20 protein-coding genes are annotated in these 21277 nt (G+C 64.7%); 11 read left to right on the top strand and 9 right to left on the bottom strand.

What is annotated here, in order from left to right; all coding sequences use genetic code 11:
- Positions 1-23 precede the first annotated feature (23 nt).
- The 4 genes from QJT82_RS06140 to QJT82_RS06125 all read right to left on the bottom strand — a co-directional run bounded on the left by QJT82_RS06140 (position 24) and on the right by QJT82_RS06125 (position 2945).
- Positions 24-1028 (bottom strand): NrtA/SsuA/CpmA family ABC transporter substrate-binding protein, encoded by a 1005-nt coding sequence (locus QJT82_RS06140; protein WP_028338449.1) that lies wholly within the window; start codon positions 1026-1028, stop codon positions 24-26.
- Between the two features lie 10 nt (positions 1029-1038).
- Positions 1039-1764, bottom strand: coding sequence for an ABC transporter ATP-binding protein (locus tag QJT82_RS06135; protein ID WP_028338450.1), 726 nt, complete (start codon positions 1762-1764; stop codon positions 1039-1041).
- On the bottom strand, positions 1761-2516 hold the full coding sequence (locus QJT82_RS06130; RefSeq protein WP_085970476.1) for an ABC transporter permease subunit: 756 nt from the start codon (positions 2514-2516) through the stop codon (positions 1761-1763). Before QJT82_RS06130 ends, QJT82_RS06135 begins: the two co-directional genes overlap by 4 nt.
- Positions 2517-2663: 147 nt before the next feature.
- A complete protein-coding gene (locus QJT82_RS06125) occupies positions 2664-2945 on the bottom strand; it encodes a hypothetical protein (RefSeq protein WP_155258325.1) in 282 nt (93 codons plus the stop codon).
- Between QJT82_RS06125 and QJT82_RS06120 the strand changes: the two genes are divergently transcribed.
- A complete protein-coding gene (locus QJT82_RS06120) occupies positions 2936-4027 on the top strand; it encodes an LLM class flavin-dependent oxidoreductase (protein WP_028338452.1) in 1092 nt (363 codons plus the stop codon). The genes QJT82_RS06125 and QJT82_RS06120 overlap by 10 nt on opposite strands.
- A 5-nt stretch (positions 4028-4032) precedes the next feature.
- Here the strand turns inward: QJT82_RS06120 and QJT82_RS06115 are convergent, their stop codons facing one another.
- On the bottom strand, positions 4033-5373 hold the full coding sequence (locus tag QJT82_RS06115; protein ID WP_028338453.1) for an LLM class flavin-dependent oxidoreductase: 1341 nt from the start codon (positions 5371-5373) through the stop codon (positions 4033-4035).
- Positions 5374-5686: 313 nt separating this feature from the next.
- Between QJT82_RS06115 and QJT82_RS06110 the strand changes: the two genes are divergently transcribed.
- From QJT82_RS06110 to QJT82_RS06095, 4 genes are read left to right on the top strand one after another with little or no spacing between them, the layout of a single operon-like run.
- The gene (locus QJT82_RS06110; protein WP_028338454.1) at positions 5687-7315 is read left to right on the top strand and encodes an FAD-binding protein; all 1629 of its coding nucleotides are present in this window, start codon (positions 5687-5689) and stop codon (positions 7313-7315) included.
- The gene (locus QJT82_RS06105) at positions 7312-7632 is read left to right on the top strand and encodes a ferredoxin family protein (RefSeq protein WP_016840109.1); all 321 of its coding nucleotides are present in this window, start codon (positions 7312-7314) and stop codon (positions 7630-7632) included. Before QJT82_RS06110 ends, QJT82_RS06105 begins: the two co-directional genes overlap by 4 nt.
- A gap of 49 nt (positions 7633-7681) precedes the next feature.
- Positions 7682-8806, top strand: a complete 1125-nt coding sequence (locus QJT82_RS06100; RefSeq protein ID WP_028338455.1) for a methionine ABC transporter ATP-binding protein — start codon at positions 7682-7684, stop codon at positions 8804-8806.
- Positions 8796-9461 carry a methionine ABC transporter permease gene (locus QJT82_RS06095; RefSeq protein ID WP_038382360.1) on the top strand — a complete coding sequence of 222 codons (666 nt, stop codon included), beginning with the start codon at positions 8796-8798 and terminating at the stop codon, positions 9459-9461. The genes QJT82_RS06100 and QJT82_RS06095 overlap by 11 nt, the downstream gene beginning before the upstream one ends.
- A gap of 13 nt (positions 9462-9474) precedes the next feature.
- On the opposite strand, the gene QJT82_RS06090 is transcribed toward QJT82_RS06095, so the two are convergent.
- Positions 9475-10482: an aliphatic sulfonate ABC transporter substrate-binding protein gene (locus tag QJT82_RS06090; RefSeq protein WP_028338457.1), complete on the bottom strand. Its 1008-nt coding sequence runs from the start codon at positions 10480-10482 to the stop codon at positions 9475-9477.
- A gap of 316 nt (positions 10483-10798) precedes the next feature.
- On the opposite strand from QJT82_RS06090, the gene QJT82_RS06085 reads away from it, so the two are divergent.
- Positions 10799-11593, top strand: a complete 795-nt coding sequence (locus QJT82_RS06085; protein ID WP_028338458.1) for a MetQ/NlpA family ABC transporter substrate-binding protein — start codon at positions 10799-10801, stop codon at positions 11591-11593.
- Between the two features lie 28 nt (positions 11594-11621).
- A complete protein-coding gene (locus QJT82_RS06080; protein ID WP_028338459.1) occupies positions 11622-12398 on the top strand; it encodes a MetQ/NlpA family ABC transporter substrate-binding protein in 777 nt (258 codons plus the stop codon).
- 41 nt (positions 12399-12439) lie between these two features.
- Here the strand turns inward: QJT82_RS06080 and QJT82_RS06075 are convergent, their stop codons facing one another.
- Positions 12440-13840 carry an LLM class flavin-dependent oxidoreductase gene (locus tag QJT82_RS06075; RefSeq protein ID WP_028338460.1) on the bottom strand — a complete coding sequence of 467 codons (1401 nt, stop codon included), beginning with the start codon at positions 13838-13840 and terminating at the stop codon, positions 12440-12442.
- A gap of 30 nt (positions 13841-13870) precedes the next feature.
- Here QJT82_RS06075 and QJT82_RS06070 point away from each other — a divergent pair, with 30 nt between their 5' ends.
- The 3 genes from QJT82_RS06070 to QJT82_RS06060 all read left to right on the top strand — a co-directional run bounded on the left by QJT82_RS06070 (position 13871) and on the right by QJT82_RS06060 (position 16417).
- Positions 13871-14128 (top strand): hypothetical protein, encoded by a 258-nt coding sequence (locus tag QJT82_RS06070; RefSeq protein WP_155258326.1) that lies wholly within the window; start codon positions 13871-13873, stop codon positions 14126-14128.
- A 129-nt stretch (positions 14129-14257) separates the two neighbouring features.
- Positions 14258-15583, top strand: coding sequence for a PLP-dependent transferase (locus QJT82_RS06065; RefSeq protein ID WP_028338461.1), 1326 nt, complete (start codon positions 14258-14260; stop codon positions 15581-15583).
- Positions 15584-15616: 33 nt separating this feature from the next.
- Positions 15617-16417, top strand: coding sequence for a MetQ/NlpA family ABC transporter substrate-binding protein (locus QJT82_RS06060; RefSeq protein ID WP_035630819.1), 801 nt, complete (start codon positions 15617-15619; stop codon positions 16415-16417).
- Between the two features lie 99 nt (positions 16418-16516).
- Here the strand turns inward: QJT82_RS06060 and QJT82_RS06055 are convergent, their stop codons facing one another.
- A complete protein-coding gene (locus QJT82_RS06055; protein WP_028338462.1) occupies positions 16517-17905 on the bottom strand; it encodes an FAD/NAD(P)-binding protein in 1389 nt (462 codons plus the stop codon).
- Positions 17906-18486: 581 nt separating this feature from the next.
- Here QJT82_RS06055 and QJT82_RS06050 point away from each other — a divergent pair.
- Positions 18487-19143 (top strand): TetR/AcrR family transcriptional regulator, encoded by a 657-nt coding sequence (locus QJT82_RS06050; RefSeq protein ID WP_028338463.1) that lies wholly within the window; start codon positions 18487-18489, stop codon positions 19141-19143.
- Positions 19144-19151: 8 nt separating this feature from the next.
- Here the strand turns inward: QJT82_RS06050 and paaZ are convergent, their stop codons facing one another.
- Positions 19152-21179 carry a phenylacetic acid degradation bifunctional protein PaaZ gene (paaZ, locus tag QJT82_RS06045; RefSeq protein ID WP_028338464.1) on the bottom strand — a complete coding sequence of 676 codons (2028 nt, stop codon included), beginning with the start codon at positions 21177-21179 and terminating at the stop codon, positions 19152-19154.
- Positions 21180-21277 lie beyond the last annotated feature (98 nt).

Below are 21277 nucleotides of genomic sequence, written 5' to 3'. Positions count from 1 at the left end.
TTGATTAGTCGGACGGTTGTTGATCAGACCTGGGCCAAATGGTCGGTGACCTTGATCGGCTCCGGGAGCACCTTGCGCGCGACCAGCCAGTCGGCGGCCCGTTGCAGCTCGGCGAGGAAGTTTTCGTCGTTGGCGGCGAAGTAGCGATACTGCCGGTTCAGCGCGATGAACTGGTCGCGGACCTGGTCGCTGTATTTGCCGGCCTTTTGCGCGATGTATTCGGCATCCTTGCTGTTCGCGGAGATCCACTTGCCCTCGGCGCGGAAGGCATCGTTGACGGCCCGGACCAGCGCAGGATTGTCGGTCGCGAATTTTCGGGTGGTCAGGTAGGACGTGTAGTCGATCTGGAACTCGAGATCGCGACCTTCCAGGAAGATGTCGTGCGCCTTGTATTCGAGCCGCGCGATATCGACGCCCGGGCTCCACATCGACCAGGCGTCGACCTTCCCGGAGGCCAGCGCCGGCGCTGCGTCCGGCGGGTTGAGATAGACGAACGTCACCTTGGAGCGGTCGACCTTGTGCTTCTCGAGCGCCGCAACCAGCAGGAATTCGCCGAGACCCGAACGGTTCACCGCCACCGACTTGCCGACGAGATCCTCGACCTTGTTTATGCCGGAGTCATCCCGCGCAATGATCGCAGTGGTGCGCGGCTCGTAGACCACGAATTGCGTGAACACCAGCGGCGAGCCGGCGATGATCGCGGCGAGTGCCGGCGTCGTGCTGCCGCCGAAGCTGAAATCGGCGCTGCCGCCGGTCACAGCCTGCAGCGTCGGTGCATGATTGGGGAACGGCCCGAGCCACTCGACCTTGATGCCGTCCCTGGCCAGCAGCTTCTCGAACTCGCCGCGCTCCTTGGCGATCAGATTGAGGCCGCTCAAACCCCAGGTCAGACGCACCGTGTCGGTGACGCGGCCGGTCGCCGCATGCGCCGGCTCGGACAGGTCAAAGCCGGCAAGCGCGCCGACGCCGAAGGCGGCGCCGCCAAGGAAGCTGCGACGGGTGGGGTTGGTGAACCGTAGGATAGACATCGAGTGGTCCTCAGGCAGGAATGGGGTGAGAGGCGCCGACGCCGAGCTCCGCCAGCAGGTCGGTGCGGGCGATCGGCGCTGCGCCGTTACGTTTCATGCGATGCTCGAACGCGATCCGGCCCTCGCGCATCACCAGGATGCGGTCGGCGAGCGCGATCGCCTCGTCGACGTCGTGGGTGACCAGGAGAACGCCGGGCCGATGGACGGCGACCAGCTCGCGCACCAGATCGTGCATGCGAATGCGGGTCAGCGCGTCGAGCGCGGCAAAGGGCTCATCGAGCAAGAGCAGCTCGGGCTCCTGCACCAGCGCGCGCGCCAGCGCCACGCGCTGCGCCTGTCCGCCCGAGAGGTTGCGCGGCCAGTCATCGAGACGGCCGCCGAGTCCGACCTCGGTGAGCGCGGTGGCGGCGCGCTGACGGGCGTCGCTCGCATTGAGGCCGAGCGAGACGTTGCGCCACAGACTGTCCCACGGCAGCAGCCGATGCTCCTGGAAAACGACGGCCGGCCGCCGTGGTGCGATGATGCGCCCGCCGTCGATCGCATCGAGGCCGGCCAGCGCCCGCAGCAGCGTGGTCTTGCCGCACCCGCTTTCGCCGAGCAGGACGACGAACTCGCCGCGCTCGATGCGCAGGTTGAGGTTCTCGATCACCACGCGGCTGCCATAGGCGCGATGCAGTCCCGTCACCACGACGGCCGGCGCAATCGCGGCCGGTGAGGGCACGGCGTGCAACGTCATCGTGCGCCTCCATAGTTCGGATGCCAGGCCAATAGCCGTCGCTCCAGGGCGCGCGCGATGCCGTCGGCGGCGACACCGATCAGCGCATAGATCACGATCGTCAGCACGATCACGTCGGTGCGCAGGAACTCGCGTGCATCCATGGCGAGAAAGCCGATGCCGGACTGGGCGCCGATGGTCTCTGCGACCACCAGTGCCAGCCACGCGGTCGCCAGCGCATAGCGCACACCGGTCAGGATCGAGGGCAGGGCGCCGGGCAGGATGACGCGCCGGATCAGCTCGAGCGTTCCGAGGCCCTGGACGCGGCCGAGCTCGAGCAGCTTCGGGTCGACCTGCCGGATACCCAGCGTGGTGTTGATGTAGATCGGGAAGGCGACGCCGAGCGCGACCAGGAAGACCTTCTGGGCTTCGCCGACGCCGAGCCAGACGATCACCAGCGGCAGCGCGGCGAGAAACGGGATCGCGCGGATCATCTGGATGCTGCGGTCGATCGCGGCCTCCGCGATCCGCGAGAAGCCCACGAGGATGCCGAGCGCGAATCCGACGCTGCCGCCGATCGCAAAACCGGCCGTTGCGCGCAGCAGGCTGACGCCGAGATCGTTCAGCAGGCTTCCGGACGTCGCCAGCTTGAATGCCGTCCGGACGACCTTGCTCGGTGCCGGCAGCACCTGCGGCGAGAGCCAGCCGGCCTGCGCCAGCAATTCCCAGACGATCAGAAGCACGACCGGGGCGAGCCACGACAGCAGCAGCATGCCGCGCCGGCCGATCTCTACTCGTGGCTTCCGGGACGGCGATGCGGTTTGATCGCTGCGCGGCGTTGAATCAAACGCGGTTGATGGCGCAGCCTGTTCGAGGTTGCTCAAGTCTGTTCGGTCCTCATCCAACACGGCGCGCGGACGTCATTGATCGCGCGCGGCATGGTCTGCCGTTCTCTCGATTGACGGTTCGTCGTCGTTCGAAAGGGCGCGCGGCTCATGCGACGCAAACTGTCCCACGAATTTTCTCGAACAGAAATAGAGCCGTATTCCAATTGTCGCTGCGTCCGGAGTTTTCTGGTTCATCGGCGCGCGCCGCGCGGCAAGGATAATCTTTTGATGCGCCGCTGCTTGATCTGCCGCCGTGCTTCTTTGAAAACACGCCGACGCAACGTCAGGGAAATCGGAGAGACGGAATGTCGACACGACCGCTTCGCTTTGGCATCTGGGCGCTGGTCCATGGTTCGCGCGCGGCCTATCAGGATCCGGAGGAGCCGTATGACGCATCGTGGGAGCGCAATCGCGACCTCGTGCTTGCCGCCGAAGCGCTGGGCTACGATTCCACGCTGATCGCGCAGCACACCATCAATCCGCATCAGGAGGATTTCGATCAGCTCGAGGCCTGGAGCGCGGCGGCGGCCGTTGCGGCATTGACCAGCCGGATCGAGATCATCGCGGCCATCAAACCCTATCTCTACCACCCGGTGGTTCTGGCCAAGCTTGCGCTCGGGATCGAGAACATCAGCCGCGGACGCTTCGCGATCAACCTGGTCAATGCCTGGAACCGGCCCGAGCTCGACAAGGCCGGCATCGGCTTTGCCGAGCACGATGCCCGTTACGCCTATGGCCGCGAGTGGGTCACGATCGTCTCGCGCCTGATGCAGGGCGAGCGGTTGACCTACAAGGGCGAACATTTCGACGTCCGCGATTATCTGTTGCGGCCGACGAGCCTCTACCGACCGCGACCATTGATCTATGTCGGCGGCGAGTCCGAGCCGGCGCGCGCTTTGGTCGCCGACCACGGCGACGTCTGGTTCATCAACGGTCAGCCGCTCGAGGATGTCGCGGGCCTCATTGCCGACGTGGCGGCGCGGCCACGGACCTCGGCGCCGCTTCGCTTCGGGCTGTCCGCCTTCGTCATCGCGCGCCAGACGCAGGCCGAGGCCCAGGCCGCCTATGAGCGGCTGCTGGAGCTGTCGCGGCAGGACGCCTCGATTAAGGCGATCCAGCGGCAGAACACCGATCCGAAGGTCGTGATGATGCAGACCATGCAGAAGTCGGAGCGGGTCGGCAGCAACGGCGGGACCGCTGCCGGGCTGGTCGGCAGCTATGATGACGTGGCCGCCCGGATCGAGGCGTTCCATGCCGCGGGCATCGAGTTGTTCATGCTGCAGTTCCAGCCTTTCGAGGCCGAGATGGAGCGCTTTGCGAAGGAGATCATCCCGCGCGTCCGCGCAGCGTCATCTGTTGCAAATGATACGAGAGCACTGCTGGCGGGTTCGCGATAGCTGCGTCACGCGGTTGCGGCGGTTTCCGTCTGACGCGCAAAGCGGCTGATCGGCCGAGGCAAGCCAAAATGCTCACGCAAGGTGGTGCCGGCGTAATTGGTTCGGAACAGACCGCGGCGCTGCAGGATCGGCACCACGCTGTCGACGAAGATTTCGAGCCCCGTCGGCAACACGTCGGGCATCAGATTGAATCCGTCGGCCGCGCCAGCCTTGAACCAGGCCTCGATGTCGTTGGCGATCTGCTCGGGCGTGCCGACGATGATCCGGTGTCCGACCCCACCGCCGAGTGCCCGCAACAATTGCCGGACGGTGAGGTTGCCGCGGCGCGCAAGGTTCACCGTGCCCTGGAACATGGTGTGGTTGGCGTTGGCCGGCAGTGGGAGTGGATCGGGTAGCGGCTTGTCGAGCTCTAGGATCGCCGGATCGACCTGCAATGTGCCCGCGAGACGCGCGAGGCTGTACTCGATCGGAACCAGCTCCCACAGCTCATCGTGCCGCCGTTTCGCCTCGGCCTCGGTGCTGCCGATCACGGTGGCAAGGCCCGGCAGGATGACGATGGAGTCACCGGCGCGACCGTAGGCCGCGGCGCGGGCGCGCAGGTCGCGCGCATAGGCGACGCCTTCCTCGATCGTCTGGGCCAGCGTGAACACGGCTTCGGCCTGCGCGGCAGCGAGATCGCGGCCGTCGCTCGAGCCGCCGGCCTGCACGGTCACCGGGCGGCCCTGCGGCGAACGCGGCACGTTGAGCGGGCCGGCCACGGAGTAATGGGCGCCGCGATGCGCGATCGGATGAACCTTCGACGTATCGACAAATCGCGCCGAGGACTTGTCGCCGACGAAGGCGTCGTCCTCCCAACTGTCCCACAGTGCGTGGACGACCTCGGCGAACTCCTTGGCGCGCTCATAGCGGGCCTTGTGCTCCAGCACGTTGCTGAGGCCGAAATTTCGGCTGGCCGACGCGTCGGCCGTGGTTACCGCATTCCAGCCGGCGCGGCCGCCGCTCGCCAGGTCCAGGGTCGCGAAGCGACGCGCGATGTTGTAGGGCTCGTTGTAGGTGGTCGAGGCGGTCGCGATCAGCCCGACATGGCTGGTCGCCGCGGCCACCGACGCCAGCACGATCGTCGGTTCCATCGACGTGAAGGAGCGGTAGTCGATGCGGTCGGTGATCGCCGGTGTGTCGGCAAGGAAGATCGCATCGAGCTTGCCGCGCTCGGCGATCTCAGCCACGCGCACATAATGGCCGACGTCGAAGCAGGCGCGAGGATCGCTTTCGGGCAGCCGCCACGCCGACGCATAGACGCCGGAGTGCAATAGGTTGACATTGAGGTGAAGCTGACGATCGGACATGGCTGCCACGCATTGAGGTGAGACGATTCACGAAATATCGCCTGTCTGGCCGCATGAAAACGAACGGCCGGCGCCTCCATGCAAAAAGAAATATCCGTCTCTCCCGTGCGATCTGCGGACAAATCCGGTGTCGATCTTCTGCGATGAACGGAACGTCCCGCCCGTCGCCGCATGAATATTCTTTGGCGCGCAGCGGCAGGGGAAGCTTCGTCCAAGTCTGTGCAAATATCTGAAATTGCCAGCGAAGCCTACTCGCGTAACGATGCTGTTGCGGCGCATTGCAAGCAATCGGTGCCGCTCGGAGAATTGAGCGATGACAGTCCACGAGCGACGCGCCGAACAGCGAACTGTGCCAGGCGGCTCGGTCGAATTCGACGCTGACGTGCTGGTGATCGGCGGCGGGCCGGCGGGGACGTGGGCTGCGGTGAGCGCCGCCGAGCGCGGCGCACGCGTCGTGCTCGCCGACAAGGGATTTTGCGGCACGTCGGGTGCCACCGCGGCTGCCGGCACCGGCGTCTGGTATGTCGATCCCAATCCGGCAATGCGCGAGGCCGCGATGGCCAATCGCGAAAAGATGGGCGGGTACTTGCAGGATCGCCGCTGGATGGCGCGCGTGCTCGACCAGACCTACGAGGACAGCGATCGTCTGGCTGCCTGGGGTTACCCTTACCCGGTCGACGACGGTGGCAAGTCGCAGCGCAATTCGCTGCAAGGGCCGGAATACATGCGCCTGATGCGCAAGCGCACCAAGCAGGCCGGCGTCACCATTCTCGATCACAGTCCGGCGCTTGAGCTGCTGGTGGATGACGACGGCTCGGTTGCGGGAGCCGGCGGCGTGCGCCGCCAGAAGCACGATCGCTGGATAGTGCGCGCCAAGGCTGTCGTCATCGCGACCGGCGGCTGCGCGTTCCTGAGCAAGACGCTGGGATCGAATGTGCTGACCGGGGACGGCTATCTGATGGCCGCGGAGGTCGGGGCCGAGTTCAGCAGCATGGAATTCTCCAACCCTTATGCGATCTCGCCGGCGTTCGGCTCCGTGACCAAGACGCTGTTCTACGGCTGGGCGACCTTCAGCTATGAGGACGGCAGCGTCGTTCCCGGTGCGGCATCCAAGGGCGGGCGATCGGCGATTGCGCGCGCGCTGCTTCAGGGACCGGTCTATGCCCGCCTCGACAAGGCGGACGACGCTGTGCAGCGTCACATGCGCGCGTCGCAGCCGAATTTCTTCCTGCCGTTCGATCGCACCGACATCGATCCCTTCAGGGAGCGTTTCCCCGTCACCTTGCGGCTCGAAGGCACCGTGCGCGGCACCGGCGGCCTTCGCATTGTCGACGACAGCTGCGCCACCAGCGTGCCGGGACTCTACGCCGCCGGTGATGCAGCGACGCGCGAATTGATCTGCGGCGGCTTCACCGGCGGCGGCAGCCACAATGCCGCCTGGGCGATGTCATCGGGGACCTGGGCCGGATGGGGCGCTGCCGGCTATGCAAGGCAGCTGGGCCCGGTACGTCAGCGACGGCTGGCGTCCGCCGGTACCGTCGCGTTTCGAAGCAGAGCGGGTCGCGCGTTTGAGCCGGCCGCGCTGGCAAAGGCGGTCCAGAACGAGGTCTATCCGTATGAGCTGAACTATTTCCGGCACGCCTCGCGTCTCGAAGGCGCGCTGGCGCGGCTCGATGCGGAATGGTCCGACGCCTCGGCGGCCGATGCGGCGAGCAAGGACGATCTGCTGCGTGCCCGCGAGAGCGCGGCCATGCTGGCGACGTCGCGCTGGATGTACCGCAGCGCGCTGGCGCGTCACGAAAGCCGCGGCATGCATCGCCGCGACGACTATCCCGATCAGGACGACCGCCAACGCCATTACGTGACGAGCGGCGGCCTTGACGAGGTCTGGACCACGGTGCGGCCGCATGCCGAGGCCAGCTATGCAGAGGCCGCGGAATGATCGAGGTGATCGACGCCGAGCGCTGCACGTCCTGCGACATCTGCGTGAATGTCTGCCCCACCAATGTCTTCGACAAGACGGAGGGGATTCCGGTGATCGCCCGTCAGGGCGATTGCCAGACCTGTTTCCTCTGCGAATTGTATTGTCCCGAGGACGCGCTTTACGTGTCGCCTTATGCGGAGGAGCCTCGCCCGACCGATGTGGTCGCGCTGCGGCAGACTGCTGCGTTGGGCAGTTACCGCCGCGCGGTCGGCTGGACCGACGAGACGCGCGATCTCCGCGGCATCGACCGCAGCTATCTGCTCTTTGGTCATTGAGCCGGGCTGCGCCCGGCGACCGAAGCCATTTCCCAATTGGACCGACCGAATGAATATACATCAATCCCTGACGACGGCGCAGCCTGTTGCGCCGCTGCCGCCCATTCCGCTCGCTCCCAACGCGAGCGAAGCCATGATCCGCTTCGAGGCGGTCTCGAAGGTCTATCCGGCCTATCGCGACAAGCCGAGCGTGCATGCCCTGCAGGCGATCGACTTCGCGATCCCGCGTGGCTCGATCACCGGCGTGATCGGTCGCTCCGGCGCCGGCAAATCGAGCCTCGTCCGTCTCATCAACGGGCTTGAGAAGCCGTCGAGCGGCCGCGTCGTCGTCGATAACAGCGAGATCTCGGCGCTTGCCGGCCGCGAGCTCCGTCTGGCGCAGCGCTCGATCGGCATGATCTTCCAGCACTTCAACCTGTTGTCGTCGCGGACGGCGGCGGACAATATCGCCTTGCCGCTCGAGATCGCCGGCTGGTCCAGGGCTGACATCGCCGTCCGTGTGGCCGAGCTGCTCGAGCTCGTCGGCATTGCCGACAAGTACGATCGCTATCCGTCCGAATTGTCCGGCGGCCAGAAACAGCGCATCGGCATCGCCCGCGCGCTGGCGACACGGCCGAATGTGCTGCTGTCCGACGAGGCGACGTCGGCGCTCGATCCGCAGACCACGCGTGCGATTCTGGATCTGCTGGCCAACATCAATCGCGAGCTCGGGGTCACGATCGTGCTGATCACCCACGAGATGTCGGTTGTCCGCCAGCTCGCCAAGGAGGTTGCGGTGATCGACGGCGGCCAGGTCGTCGAGCGAGGTCATGTCGCGGAGATCTTCACGCATCCCCGGCATCCGGTCACGCAGGCGTTCCTTTCCGAGGTGATCGGGGACAGTGTTCCGGTCTCGCTGGCGAGCCGCCTTTCGCCGCAACCGGTTGCAGGCGGGCAGGCGGTCCTTCGCGTGCAGGTGCGCGGCACCGAAGCCGGCGACACCGTGGTGGCGCGGCTTTCGCGCGAGTTGTCCCATGACGTGGCGCTGCTGTCGGCCCGCATCGACGAGATCGGCGGCCAGCACGTGGGTTCGCTAATCCTCGGCATCCCCGGCGGTGAAGCCGCGGCCAGGCAGGCCCTGGCCTATCTTTCTCAGCATGACATTCTGGTGGAGCGTCTCGGCTATGTCGCGTGAACTCATCAACCTGATCGTTCAGGCCACGGGGGAAAGCCTTTTCATGGTCTCGGTGGCCGCGCTGGTTGCGACCGCGCTGGGCCTTCCGCTTGGCGTTTTCCTGGCGACCAGCCGGAAAGGGGAGCTGTTCGCCGCGCCGTCAGCCAATGGCGTGCTCGGCGTCATCGTCAATGCGGCCCGCTCAACGCCGTTCATCATCCTGGTGGTTGCGATCATTCCTTTCACGCGGCTGATTGCCGGCACTTCGATCGGATCGGGCGCGGCAATTGTGCCGCTCACCATCGCGGCAACGCCGTTCATCGCCCGTCTGGTCGAGGCCGCGATCCGCGAGGTCGATGCCGGTCTGATCGAGACGGCGTCCTCGTTCGGTGCAAGCCCGTTGCAGATCGTGTTCAAGGTCCTGATCCCGGAGGCTTTGCCGGGCCTGGTGCTGGCCCTGACGCTCGCGGTGGTCAGCCTGCTTGGCTACTCTGCAATGGTCGGGGCCGTCGGCGGCGGCGGCCTCGGCGATCTCGGCATTCGCTACGGCTATCAGCGCTTCATGCCCGAAATGATGCTTGCGGTCGTCGTCGTTTTGATCGCACTGGTTCAGACCGTACAGACCGCCGGCGACTACCTGGCACGCCGCGTCAACCGTCGCCTGCGCCACCGCTAAAGACGCAGCGCCGTCACGATCCCTTCGGCGCCCAGATCTTGACGTCGCCGGTATCGACCTTGCGTGGCAGCAGACCTTCGGCCGTGAAAGTATCGGCGATCCGCTGCTGCTCGGAAAGGCCGGCCGGGGTGACCACGCCGACCTTGTAGGAGCGATGGCTGTTGGCCTCCTCCACCGTGGTGGCGTCGATGCCCCACAGGCCGGCGAGCAGCGCCGCGGCGTCTTTGGGATTGGCTTTGACCCAGGTGCCGGTTTCGACCAGCCTGGCAAAGATGACATTCAGTGCATCGGCCCGCTTTTCGGCGAACGCGGCCGACGCGAGATAGTAGCGCTTGTAGCTTGCGAGCCCGCCGCTGCCGTCGGTCAGGATGCGCGCGCCGGACTGGCGTTGCGCGCTGCTGAGGAACGGATCCCAGGCGACCCAGGCATCGACATTGCCGCTGACGAACGCCGCGCGGCCATCCGCCGGCGTCAGATAGGCCGGCGTGATGTCCTTGAAGGACAGTCCGGCCTTGGCAAGTACCGCCAGCAGCAGGAAGTGGCTGCCTGCGCCCTTGGTGACCGCGACCTTCTTGCCCTTGAGATCGGCCGGCGACTTGATCGCGGATTCCTTCGGCACCAGGATCGCCTGCGCCGATGGAGAGGCGGCCTCTTCCGCGACGTAAGCGAGCTTGGCGCCGGCGGCCTGGGCGAAGATCGGCACGGTGTCGGCGACGTCGGCCCCGAAATCGATGCTGCCGACATTGATGGCTTCGAGCAGCGGCAGGCCACTGGTGAACTCGTGCCATGACACGGTGATGCCGAGCGGCGCCAACGCCTTCTCCAGTGCGCCGTTGGTCTTCAGGATCGCGGTCAGCGTCGACGATTTCTGGTAGCCGATCCGGATTTCCTCGGCCGCCGCAGGCCGAACCAGCGAGGTCATCGCAAGCAGCCCGACGGCGGCGACAGCAAGACGGCGCGACATCGCAGCCGCCGATGATGCGGCCTGCGCTGGCGGAATGGGGCGGGCAAAGATGGGCATGGTGAGACGTCCTAAACCGGTTCGATCTGTTGTCATTTGTGTGCAATCAGAGCGCCGGAGGCAATCGCGGAGAAATCGCCCGAACGAGTGCAATTTTCTCTGCAAGCGAAGTCAGCGAGAAAAAGTATTTTTGGCGCGCGCGTTGCGGCCGGGATCAGCAGATAGGTCGCTCGCTGCGCCAAAATGCCCGGCCGCCTCCATTCTCTTTTCCTCGCGGCCGCAGCAGTGGCAACTCGTCATGCGAGAAAATTTGGATTCTCATTTCATTGATTTCGTCCCCGGAGCGGGCGATGAGCTTGATGACGATTTCAGTTCCATGGAGACCAGGATGTTGCTTCGATCCATTTTCGCACTTGCAGGCGTTGTTGCGATCTGGTCGACCGCCGCCGCGGCAGAAACGATCAAGATTGGTGTGACGCCCGGGCCGCATGCACAAATCCTCGAGGCCGTGAAACCGATCGCGGCGAAGAGCGGGCTCGAGCTTCAGCTCATCGAGTTCTCCGACTATGTCGTTCCGAACGCCGCGCTCGATGCCGGCGACATCCAGGCCAACTCGTTTCAGAACCAGCCCTACCTGGACAACCAGAAAGCCGATCGCGGCTACAAGATCGAGCAGGTGGGATTGACGGTCAATTTTCCGATCGGTGTCTATTCGCGCAAGCACAAGAGCTGGGCCGACGTTCCTGACGGAGCCAAGGTCTCAATTCCCAATGATCCGACCAATGGCGGCCGGGCGCTGCTTCTGCTGCGCGACAAGGGCGCGATCAAGCTGAAGAGCGATGTCGGCTTCAAGCCGACTGTTATCGACATCACCGACAATCCCAGGAAGCTGAAATTCGTCGAGGTCGACGCAGCCCAGGCGCCCCGGGCGCTCGACGATGTCGATGCGGCGGTCATCAACACCAACTATGCGACGCAGGCTGGTCTCAATCCGGTCAAGGATCCGATCCTGCGCGAGGATCCGAAAGGGCCATACGTCAATCTGATTGCGGTTCGCTCCGCCGACAAGGACAAGCCGTGGGTCAAGATCCTGGTCGATAGCTACCACACGCCCGAGATCAAGGAATTCGTCCAGACCAAGTTCAAGGGCGCGGTGCTGCCCGGCTGGTAGTCGACGATCCAATCGCTGAGGGAAGATGATGCGTATTCTGATGACGGCGGTTGCCGCGGTAACGCTCCTGGTCGGCACCGCGAGGGCCGAGACGGTCCGGGTCGGCGTCACGGCCGGACCACACGCCGAGATCCTCGAAGTCGTCAAGAAGGTGGCTGCGGGCCATGGGTTCGACATCAAGGTGGTCGAATTCACCGACTACGTGATCCCGAACCAGGCGCTCGCGCTCGGGGATCTCGAGGCCAATTCGTTCCAGCACGAGCCTTATTTGAAGAACCAGATATCGAAGACCGGCTGGAAGATCGTCAAGGTCGCCAACACGATTGCGTCGCCGCAAGGTGTCTACTCGTTGAAATACAAGAAGCTGGCCGATCTTCCGGATGGCGGGCGGGTGGCGATCGCCAACGATCCTTCCAATGGCGCGCGCGGCCTGATGATCCTTGCGCTGCACGGCGTGATCAAGCTCAAGGATCCCAATAACGTCGCGTCGACCATTGCCGACATCACTGACAATCCGAAGCATCTGCGCTTCGTCGAGCTTGATGCCGCGCAGTTGCCGCGTTCCTTGCAAGATGTCGATCTGGTCTCGATCAACAACAATTATGCGGTTCAGGCCGGGCTCAATCCCGCCACCGATGCAATTGCCCGCGAGGCGGCCGATGGCCCGTGGGTCAACATCATTGCCGTGCGCGAGGCGGACAAGGACAAGCCCTGGGTCAAGCAGCTGATCGATGCCTACCATTCCGAAGAGGTCAAGGCATTCCTCGAGAAGCGCTTCAAGGGCACCTACATCGCAACCTGGTGACGGGCGTTGATCGCCCATCGCCAGGAGGTTTCCAGGCTGATCTATTCGGCGGCCTCGGTGCGCGCTGCCGTCGAGGCGCGGCGGAAGCCGGCGCCGGGATGCGTAGCGTCAAGATAGGGACCGCGTCCGGGGAACAGCTTCTCGCGGAGCGTGCCTTCGCGATAGGCTGTCTTGTAGACTCCGCGTGACTGCAATTCCGGCACGACGAGGTCGACGAATGACGTCAGCGATTCCGGCGCGACGAGGCGGAACAGGTTGAAGCCGTCGACGTCGGTCTCGTCGGCCCAGGCGATCAGCTCGTCCGCCACGTCCTGGGGTGAACCGACCACGAATGGCGAGCGTGCGCCGACCCGGCTCAGCGTCGCGAGATCACCGACCTTGACCGGCCGGTCGCTCCGCAACGTGAAATTCTCGACCATCGACTGGATCGCGTTGCTCTCGACATATCGTACCGCCTGATCGGGACGATAGTTCGAGAAATCGATGCCGGTCCAGCCCGAGAGCAGGGCCAGCTGGCCGGCTTGATCGACATACCCTGCGTACTCCTCGAGCAGATCGTTGGCCTCCGCGCGCGTCGGGGCAACGATCACGGTCGCTCCGGCGAACAGGCGGATATCATAGGGGTCGCGTCCGAACGCCTTGCCCGCCTCCCTGATCTCGCGTACGGCGCGGGCCAGAATGGGCTTGGTCTGGCCGTTGAGGAAGATCGCCTCAGCGTGCCTCGCCGCGAAGGCGCGGCCGCGCTTCGAGGTTCCCGCCTGATACAGCAACGGTGTGCGCTGTGGCGACGGTTCGGCGAGGTGGATGCCGTCGACCCGGTAATGAGGTCCCTGGTGCCGCACATTGTGGATCCTTGCCGGATCGGTGAACACGCGCGCTGTCCGGTCACGGCGGACCGCGCCGTCCTCCCAGCTGCCTTCCCATAGCTTGTAGGCCGCGGTGAGGAATTCCTCGGCCGCCTCGTAGCGTTCATCATGCGCGCGGTTGGCCTCAAGACCCATTCCGCGGGCGCCGCTATCGAGATAGCCGGTGACGATGTTCCAGCCGATCCGGCCGCGAGTGAGATGATCGAGCGTCGAGAAGCGGCGGGCGAACTGGTAGGGATGTTCGTAGGTGAGGTTGGACGTGATGCCGAAGCCGAGATGCCTCGTTGCGTAAGCCATGGCGGAGACGAGCAGGGTCGGCTCGGCGTTCGGCAACTGAACGGCGTGACGCAGCGCAGTCTCAGGACTGCCGCCGTAGACGTCATAGATGCCAAAGACGTCGGCCAGGAAGATGCCGTCGAGCAGGCCGCGTTCGGCCGTTCTGGCGTAGTCCACCCAATAGTCGAGCGAGTTGTAGTTAAGTGAAGTGTCGCGCGGGTGTGACCAGAGGCCGGCCCAGTTGTGGCTCGGCGCCATCATGTTGAACGCGTTGAAACGAAGTTCCTTTGGTCTGGTCATCGCGCGATTCCGCCAATTGAGGACTGAGAGGTGATTTATCACGTCAGCTACGCGGCTTTATTTTCTATTTGGAAAGACAGGATCAAAATCGTGCTTCGTCTTCGATCTGGCGCAGCAGAGATTCGTTTGTTCGACTTCGTCGTGCTGTTCGAAATCACGGTATGCACGACATTGCGTACCGATTTGCAGGCGCGATCAGCAGATGGCCCATCAGCTCCGCTGAGCCGTTCAAACCGGCGGCGCAGTGAAACAAATCTTACGCGATTGGCGCAACGGCCGAAAAATTAGCGACGCCATCAGACGCGCCGCCAGCACGCTCATCGCTATTTTCTCCGATGTCTCGACAGTCGCGGACGCTGCTGCGCATCATTCTTTGCCTTTTGATGCTGGGTCCACGGATTTCAGGAGATTTTCGAGATGCCGATCGAAACCAAGAATGTCGAGACGCTTGCCTTGCATGGCGGATCGTACCGGTCCGACCCGGCGACCGGCGCCGTCGCCGTTCCGATCTACCAAACGACGTCCTTTCAATTCGAGAATACCGATCACGCATCGCGGCTGTTCGCCTTGGAGGCGATCGGACAGATCTACACCAGGATCAAGAACCCGACGGCTGACGCGTTCGAGGAGCGCTTGGCCGCGCTGGAAGGCGGCGTTGGCGCGCTGGCCGTGGCGTCAGGCCAGTCGGCGACGGCCTACGCGATCTTCAACATCGCGCAAGCCGGCGACAATATCGTCTCATCGACCGATCTGTACGGCGGCACCTGGACGCTGCTGTCGCAGACGCTGAAGCAGTTCGGCATCGAGGTTCGCTTCGTCGATCCGGCCGATCCGGAAAACTTCCGCCGGGCGACCGATGCGAAGACCCGGGCCTACTTCGCCGAGACGCTGCCGAACCCGAAGCTCAACGTCTTCCCGATCAGGGAAGTCGCGGATATCGGTCGTTCGCTCGGCGTGCCGCTGATTCTCGACAACACCGCCGTCCCGCTCATTGCGCGCCCGTTCGAGCACGGCGCGGCGATTGTCGTCTATTCCGCGACAAAGTATATCGGCGGCCACGGCACGTCGATTGGCGGAGCGATCATCGATGGCGGCAATTTCGACTGGGCGGCGCACGCCGAGCGGTTCCCGCTGCTGACGCAGCCGGACGATGCCTATCACGGCGCGATCTGGACCGAGGCAGCCAAGCCGCTCGGTCCGATCGCCTACATCCTGCGCGCACGCGTGAAGCTGCTGCGCGATCTCGGCGCCGCGGTCGCTCCCCAGAACGCATTTCAGTTCATCCAGGGACTGGAGACCTTGCCGCTGCGGTTGCGTCAGCACAACGAGAACGCGATCAAGGTCGCGAACTTCCTGGCACGGCATCCCGCCGTTTCGCATGTGATCTTTCCCGGACTGCAGAGCGGGGAGGACCGGCGCCGCGCCGATCTCTATCTGAAGGGCGGCTATGGCGGGCTGGTCGGCTTCGAGCTGAAAGGGGGCGTCGAGGCCGGCCGTCGTTTCATCGATGCGCTGAAACTGTTCTATCACGTCGCCAACATCGGCGATGCGCGCTCGCTGGCGATCCACCCGGCATCGACCACCCATCAGCAGCTGAGCGCCGCGGAGCAGCTCGCGGCAGGCGTGACGCCCGGCTACATCAGGCTTTCGGTCGGCATCGAGCATCCCGACGACATCCTCGCTGACATCACCCAGGCATTGGCCGAGGCTGAGGCGGGAAGCAGCGGCCGCAAGGCGGCCTGATCGATCCCAGAAGACGGAGTTGAAACCGAGACCATGAAGACATTGTTGCGCCTGGCGCAGGCAGCTGGCGTGCTGCTTGCCATGACTGCGGCCGCCGTTGCGGACGAACCTCTCAAGATTGCGACCAGCGCCGGCCCGGTCGGTCAGTTGGCTGCCTTTGCCGCCAAGCTCGCCAAGGACAAGGGGCAGGACGTCAAGATCGTCGAGCTGTCGGACTGGGTCGCGTTGAACGAGGTGGTGAACAGCGGCGACGTCGACGCCAATCTGTTCCAGCACGCCACCTATCTCGCGATCCAGAACAAGCAGCGCGGTTTCAACCTGATCCAGGTCGACAAGGTCGGCGTGATCGCGCCCGTCGGGCTGTTCTCGAAGAAGATCAAGTCGCTCGACGAGATCAAGTCCGGCGACAGCGTTGCGATCCCGAACGAGCCGCTCAACGGCGCGCGTGGCTTGATCCTGCTCGAACGCGCCGGACTGATCAAGCTGGCGCCGGGCAAGGGTTTTTCGGTGAGCCGGTTTGATATCATCGAAAATCCCAAGAACCTGAAGATCGTCGAGCTCGATCCGGCGCAGACCTACCGGTCGCTCGACGACGTTACGCTTGCGCTCGTCAATATCACCTATCTGATACCGGCCGGCGGTGATCCGAAATCGGCGCTGGTGATCGACCGCACGGTCGATGACGGTCTCGTGCTGCGCTTTACCGCGCGGCCGGACAAGAAGGACGATCCGCGCCTGAAGGCCTTCATCCAGGTCTTCAACTCGCCGGAGGTCAAGCACTTCATCGAGGAGAAGCTGCCGGCGTTCATTCCGGCCGGCTTCGGCAGCAGCTAGAGCATTTTCGAGCGAAGTGGACACCGGTTCGCGTGAAGAAGAGAGCGCGTCAGAACAAAGGGCTGGATTTTCGGTTCTGATTCAATCAGAGCCGAAGTCCTAGACGCGCGCGGGGGATGCGAGTTGCCGCTCCTCGTCGGCGCGAACCAGCAGAGCGGCAAGCTCGGCGCATTGGTTGCGGATGTCGGGAATTGCGCTGATTTCCCAGAACGCGGCGCGCGTGAGCGGGCCGACGGCATACAGGCGACGTGACGGGACGCCGTCGTGACCGATGATTGCGCAATTGCGATCGGTTTCTATGCCGATGCGGAGCGGATCGACGCGCGCCAGGCCAAGCTCGAGCAGGCTGCGCACCGCGGGATTGGCGGTTGCGCGCGGATCCTTGACGATGCCGGTGCAGTCGACGATGGCGCCGACATGCATGCGATGGAGCCTGGTCTCGCCGCGTCGCCGGTAACTGACGCTCGCGCCTGTCCGGTCGGGCTCGGCCGAGATCAGCTTCGCGGCCATCGGGGTGAGCCGGCCTCCATAGATCGCTTCGGTGATCCGGACCTCCACTTCCGGCGCCATCCGATGCCGATGCACGTCCCACCAGGCGCGTGCGTGCTCGAGGAACCGGCGCTTGGACGAAAGCGGGAGCTCACGCCACAGCCGCTGGGTGTGGGGGCGAAGCCCGTCGATGACGCTGCGCCAGTCGCCGCCCGCTGCGATGTGCCGGTCGATGCGGCCGCGAAGCCAGCGAAGCAGGCTGCCGATTCCGGAGCCGAAGGGGACCTCCGCCTCCTCGATGCGTACGGCGTCGACCCGGCGGTGCGGTTTGGCGAGAAGGCCCCGCCGCGACATCGCAACGATCGGCCCGCGATGTCCGTCGCGCAGCAACGACAGCACGTAATCGACCATCGTCAAGCCCGTGCCGAGGATCAGGACGGTCGCGTCGTCGGCGATCGCGGCGGCAGACGGTGCTGCCCAGGGATCGGCATGACCCGGGCTGTTCGCGCGTGGATCGTGCCCGGTTGCGAGAACGACGATGTCGCCGATCAGCTGCCGGCCGTCGTCGAGGCTGGCGGTGACGTCGCCTCGCCGTTCGCGGAGGGCGATGCACCTGCCGTGCACGATCGACAGGCGTTGGATGTCGGCCTGATCGGACGCCTGTTGCTCGAGCAGACTGGCAATGTAGTCGCCAAAGATGCGCCGCGGCACGAAGCAATAGGGATCAGGGCAGAGCGGCGCGTCCGCCCCGCGCGAGATCAGCCAGTGCCAGAAATGATCCGGCTGGTCGGGCAGCGCGCTCATATTCGCGACCCGTACATTGAGCAGATGATCCGGATTGCCGGTATGATAGGCGATGCCGCGCCCGATGTCGGGACGCTGCTCGATCAGGCTGACGCGGACATCGTCCGTCGGTTGACGCAGTAGCTGGTGCGCCAGCAGGACGCCGCTCGCGCCCCCGCCGACGATGATGACGTGACGCGCTCGAGGAGCTGTCATGTTATCGCTCTGTGCGTGATCCGGCCGCACGACATGCGCGGCGTGGGCAGACTGACGTCAGCGTGGCGATGGATCACATCTGCCGCGGTCTCGATTGGGCATGCGTCAAGGCAACCAGCAATCAGCCGTGAGGACCAAACAGAAAGAGTTCGTGCATGTCCTTGCCGTCGGGGTTGGCAGCGCGCGCCAACCGCCGCTGCCATCTCTTCAGCCGGCGGGCTGCGCGACGAAGGACGTGGAGCCAAGAGGATGTCCGCACCCAGAGTCTCCTTCGCATTCCGAGCCGTTCGACGAACGATAACACGCCCCTGTTCGGGACGCGCGCGAAACTCGGCGGCGTCGCGAAGTTTGCAATCAGACGCGCATGGCGAGGCGTCTTGCAGCAGAGAGATGCTCTCGCGACGCGGCGCCAGGAAAATTCATTCCGGGCAATGTTGCCCGATCGCCGAGCTTGTGGAATTGTCCGACCGGATGGTCAATAAATGGCGGTTTGGAGGCAGGCTGTAGTCCCGGAACTTTGCGACTATTGACTGACATCCCTGGACGATGGCCGAACGGCCGCCTGGTGGAACGGACAAGACATGGCCCGATCGCGCGCCAAGGACTATGACGACAAGCGCCTCTCGATGCTGCATCGCTCGGCCAAGCTGTTTGCCGCATCGGGATATGTCGGCACGTCGATGAACACCATCGCCGACGCCTGCGGTGTCTCGAAGGCGCTGCTCTATCACTATTATCCCGACAAGGAAGCGATCCTGTTCGATATCCTGTCGTCGCATCTCGCGAAGCTGGTGGCGGCGGTCCGCAAGGCGAGCGCACAGGCCGGCGATCCGGTTGCACGCTTCAGGACGATCGTTGCGACCCTGCTCGAGCTCTACCGGCATGCCGACGCCGAGCATCAGGTCCAGATCTCAAGCCTCAAGCTGTTGCCGAAGGACAAGCAGCAGCCGCTGCTCGCAAGCGAGCGGATCCTGGTCGGGCTCATGTCGGATGCGCTCGTCGCCGCGGTGCCGGCGGCGAAGCAGAAGCGCGTGCTCAAGCCGCTGACGATGAGCGTCTTCGGCATGCTGAACTGGCATTACATGTGGTTCCGCGAGGGCGGGCCGATGACCCGCGCCGAATATGCCGGTTTCGTCGCGCAGCTCGTGCTGGCCGGCGCCGACGATGCCGCCGCCGCCACCCGGCCGCGCGGCAAGGCGAAATCGGCCGGCCGCAGCCGGCAGGCCGAGTTGCTCTGACGTGCCTCTTAATCCCGCATCGCGTTCATGGTCAAAAGCTCGTAGGTCGCCGCGGTTTCGCCGGTGCCGGTCGTGATCTCGACGTCCCAGCGCACCTCGCCATATTGCTTGTTGCGCGGCATCTTCTCCTTCGCGGTCAGCCGCACCTGGATCTGTTCGCCGGGCTGGACGGGTTTGACGAAGCGCAGCGAGTCGAGGCCGTAATTCGCCAGCACCGGCCCGTAGTCGGGATCGACGAACAGGCCGGCGGCAAACGACAGCAGCAGGTAGCCATGTGCGACGCGGCCCGGGAAGAACGGATGCCCCTTGGTCGCTTCCTCGTCCATATGGGCGTAGAAGGTGTCGCCCGTGAAATGCGCGAAGTGCTCGATGTCGTCGAGCGTGATCTGCCGCGACTTCGAGACCAGCGTGCGGCCGATCTCGAGATCGTCATAGTGATAGCGGAACGGGTGCAGGTCGCCTTCGAGCATCGGGCTGCCCTTGAACCAGCGGCCGGTGACGCCGCTCAGCATCGACGGCGAGCCCTGCAGCGCGGTGCGCTGCATGTAGTGCTGGAGGCTGCGGACGCCGCCCAGTTCCTCGCCGCCGCCGGCCCGGCCGGGGCCGCCGTGAACCATCTGCGGCATCGGCGAACCGTGTCCGGTGTGCTCGCTCGCGCAGTCGCGATCGATGAGTGCGACGCGGCCGTGAAAACTGCCGATGCCGAAGGCAAGTTCGGTCGCGGCCGGGATGTCGTGCGTGTAGATGGATGCGACGAGGCTGCCGCCGCCGCGATTGGTCAGCGCGATGGCCTGATCCAGATCGTCGTATCCCATTACGGTGCTGACAGGCCCGAACGCCTCGATCTCGTGGACCGCGGTTGCGGCGAGCGGCTTCGCGCAATGCAGCAGCAGCGGCGGAACGAACGCGCCGCGCTTCGCGTCGGCATCGAGCAGCGCGAAGTTGCCGGGATCGCCGGCCACCAGTTCGGCTTCGGCGCGAAGCTTCGCGACATGGGCAAGCACATCGCTGCGCTGGCCGAGCCCGACCAGCGGCCCCATCCCGACCTTGTCGTTTTCGGGATTGCCGATCGTGACCTTGGCCAGACGATCGCGCAGCGCCGTGATCACGGCATCGAGCTGCGTCGACGGCACCAGTGCACGGCGGATCGCGGTGCATTTCTGCCCCGCCTTGACCGTCATTTCCTTGGCCACTTCCTTGACGAAGAGGTCGAACTCCGGGCTGCCCGGTACGGCGTCCAGAGCGAGGATTGCGGCGTTCAGCGAATCCCGTTCGGCGATGAACCTGACCGCCTCGCGCGCGATGACCGGATGCCGCTGTAGTTTTTGCGACGTGTCGGCCGAGCCTGTGAAGGACACCACGTCCTGGCAGGTCAGATGGTCGAACAGGTCGCCGGTCGATCCGACGATGAATTGCAGCGCGCCTTCGGGCAGCACGCCGGATTCGGTGATGATCCGGACCAGTTCGTAAGCGACATAGGAGGTGACCGTCGCGGGCTTGGTCACGACTGGCACGCCGGCCAGCAGCGCGGGCGCCAGCTTCTCCAGCATGCCCCAGCACGGGAAGTTGAATGCGTTGATGTGCACGGCGACGCCGTGCAGCGGCGTCACGATATGCTGACCGGCGAATGCGCCACCCTTGGAGAGCCCTTCGACATTGCCGTCGAGCAGGAATTTGCTGTTCGGAAGCTCGCGGCGTCCCTTGCCGGCATAGGCGAACAACGTGCCGATGCCGCCGTCGACGTCGATGACAGCGTCGGTGCGGGTTGCGCCCGCATGGAACGACAGCTGGTAGAGCCGGTCCTTGTGCTGGGTCAGATAGTCGGCGAGCGCCTTCAGCAAGCCTGCGCGCTGGTGGAACGTCAGTTTTCCAAGATGCCTGCCGCCGACCGCGCGGCCATAGGCGAGGATCTCGCGCATGTCGAGATCGCTTCCGGTCGTGACCGCCACCACATCGCCGGTGACGGCGCTCTGAATCTCGGCTGCCGGTTCGCCCGGGCCGGACCATTTTCCGCGCACGAAACTGTCGAGCTTCATGACGTTGTCCGCCGTCCGTGCACCGCTGGATTGAGGCTGTGTCATCGCAATTGGACCTTCTGACTTGGGATCAATGATGCGTCTCGCCTTAGCGGCGG

The organism is Bradyrhizobium sp. Mp19, assembly GCF_029952935.1.
Classification (GTDB): domain Bacteria; phylum Pseudomonadota; class Alphaproteobacteria; order Rhizobiales; family Xanthobacteraceae; genus Bradyrhizobium; species Bradyrhizobium elkanii.
This window is presented reverse-complemented; position numbering and strand designations above follow the sequence as displayed.

Bases quoted from the DNA above. Each gene is read 5' to 3' on its own strand.
- QJT82_RS06055 (WP_028338462.1), bottom strand. From the start codon at position 17,905: ATGACAGCTCCTCGAGCGCGTCACGTCATCATCGTCGGCGGGGGCGCG.
- QJT82_RS06095 (WP_038382360.1), top strand. From the start codon at position 8,796: ATGTCGCGTGAACTCATCAACCTGATCGTTCAGGCCACGGGGGAAAGC.
- QJT82_RS06130 (WP_085970476.1), bottom strand. From the start codon at position 2,516: ATGCTGCTGCTGTCGTGGCTCGCCCCGGTCGTGCTTCTGATCGTCTGG.
- QJT82_RS06090 (WP_028338457.1), bottom strand. From the start codon at position 10,482: ATGCCCATCTTTGCCCGCCCCATTCCGCCAGCGCAGGCCGCATCATCG.
- QJT82_RS06135 (WP_028338450.1), bottom strand. From the start codon at position 1,764: ATGACGTTGCACGCCGTGCCCTCACCGGCCGCGATTGCGCCGGCCGTC.
- QJT82_RS06075 (WP_028338460.1), bottom strand. From the start codon at position 13,840: ATGACCAGACCAAAGGAACTTCGTTTCAACGCGTTCAACATGATGGCG.
- QJT82_RS06065 (WP_028338461.1), top strand. From the start codon at position 14,258: ATGCCGATCGAAACCAAGAATGTCGAGACGCTTGCCTTGCATGGCGGA.
- QJT82_RS06100 (WP_028338455.1), top strand. From the start codon at position 7,682: ATGAATATACATCAATCCCTGACGACGGCGCAGCCTGTTGCGCCGCTG.
- paaZ (WP_028338464.1), bottom strand. From the start codon at position 21,179: ATGAAGCTCGACAGTTTCGTGCGCGGAAAATGGTCCGGCCCGGGCGAA.
- QJT82_RS06110 (WP_028338454.1), top strand. From the start codon at position 5,687: ATGACAGTCCACGAGCGACGCGCCGAACAGCGAACTGTGCCAGGCGGC.
- QJT82_RS06120 (WP_028338452.1), top strand. From the start codon at position 2,936: ATGTCGACACGACCGCTTCGCTTTGGCATCTGGGCGCTGGTCCATGGT.
- QJT82_RS06085 (WP_028338458.1), top strand. From the start codon at position 10,799: ATGGAGACCAGGATGTTGCTTCGATCCATTTTCGCACTTGCAGGCGTT.
- QJT82_RS06105 (WP_016840109.1), top strand. From the start codon at position 7,312: ATGATCGAGGTGATCGACGCCGAGCGCTGCACGTCCTGCGACATCTGC.
- QJT82_RS06140 (WP_028338449.1), bottom strand. From the start codon at position 1,028: ATGTCTATCCTACGGTTCACCAACCCCACCCGTCGCAGCTTCCTTGGC.
- QJT82_RS06050 (WP_028338463.1), top strand. From the start codon at position 18,487: ATGGCCCGATCGCGCGCCAAGGACTATGACGACAAGCGCCTCTCGATG.
- QJT82_RS06115 (WP_028338453.1), bottom strand. From the start codon at position 5,373: ATGTCCGATCGTCAGCTTCACCTCAATGTCAACCTATTGCACTCCGGC.
- QJT82_RS06080 (WP_028338459.1), top strand. From the start codon at position 11,622: ATGCGTATTCTGATGACGGCGGTTGCCGCGGTAACGCTCCTGGTCGGC.
- QJT82_RS06060 (WP_035630819.1), top strand. From the start codon at position 15,617: ATGAAGACATTGTTGCGCCTGGCGCAGGCAGCTGGCGTGCTGCTTGCC.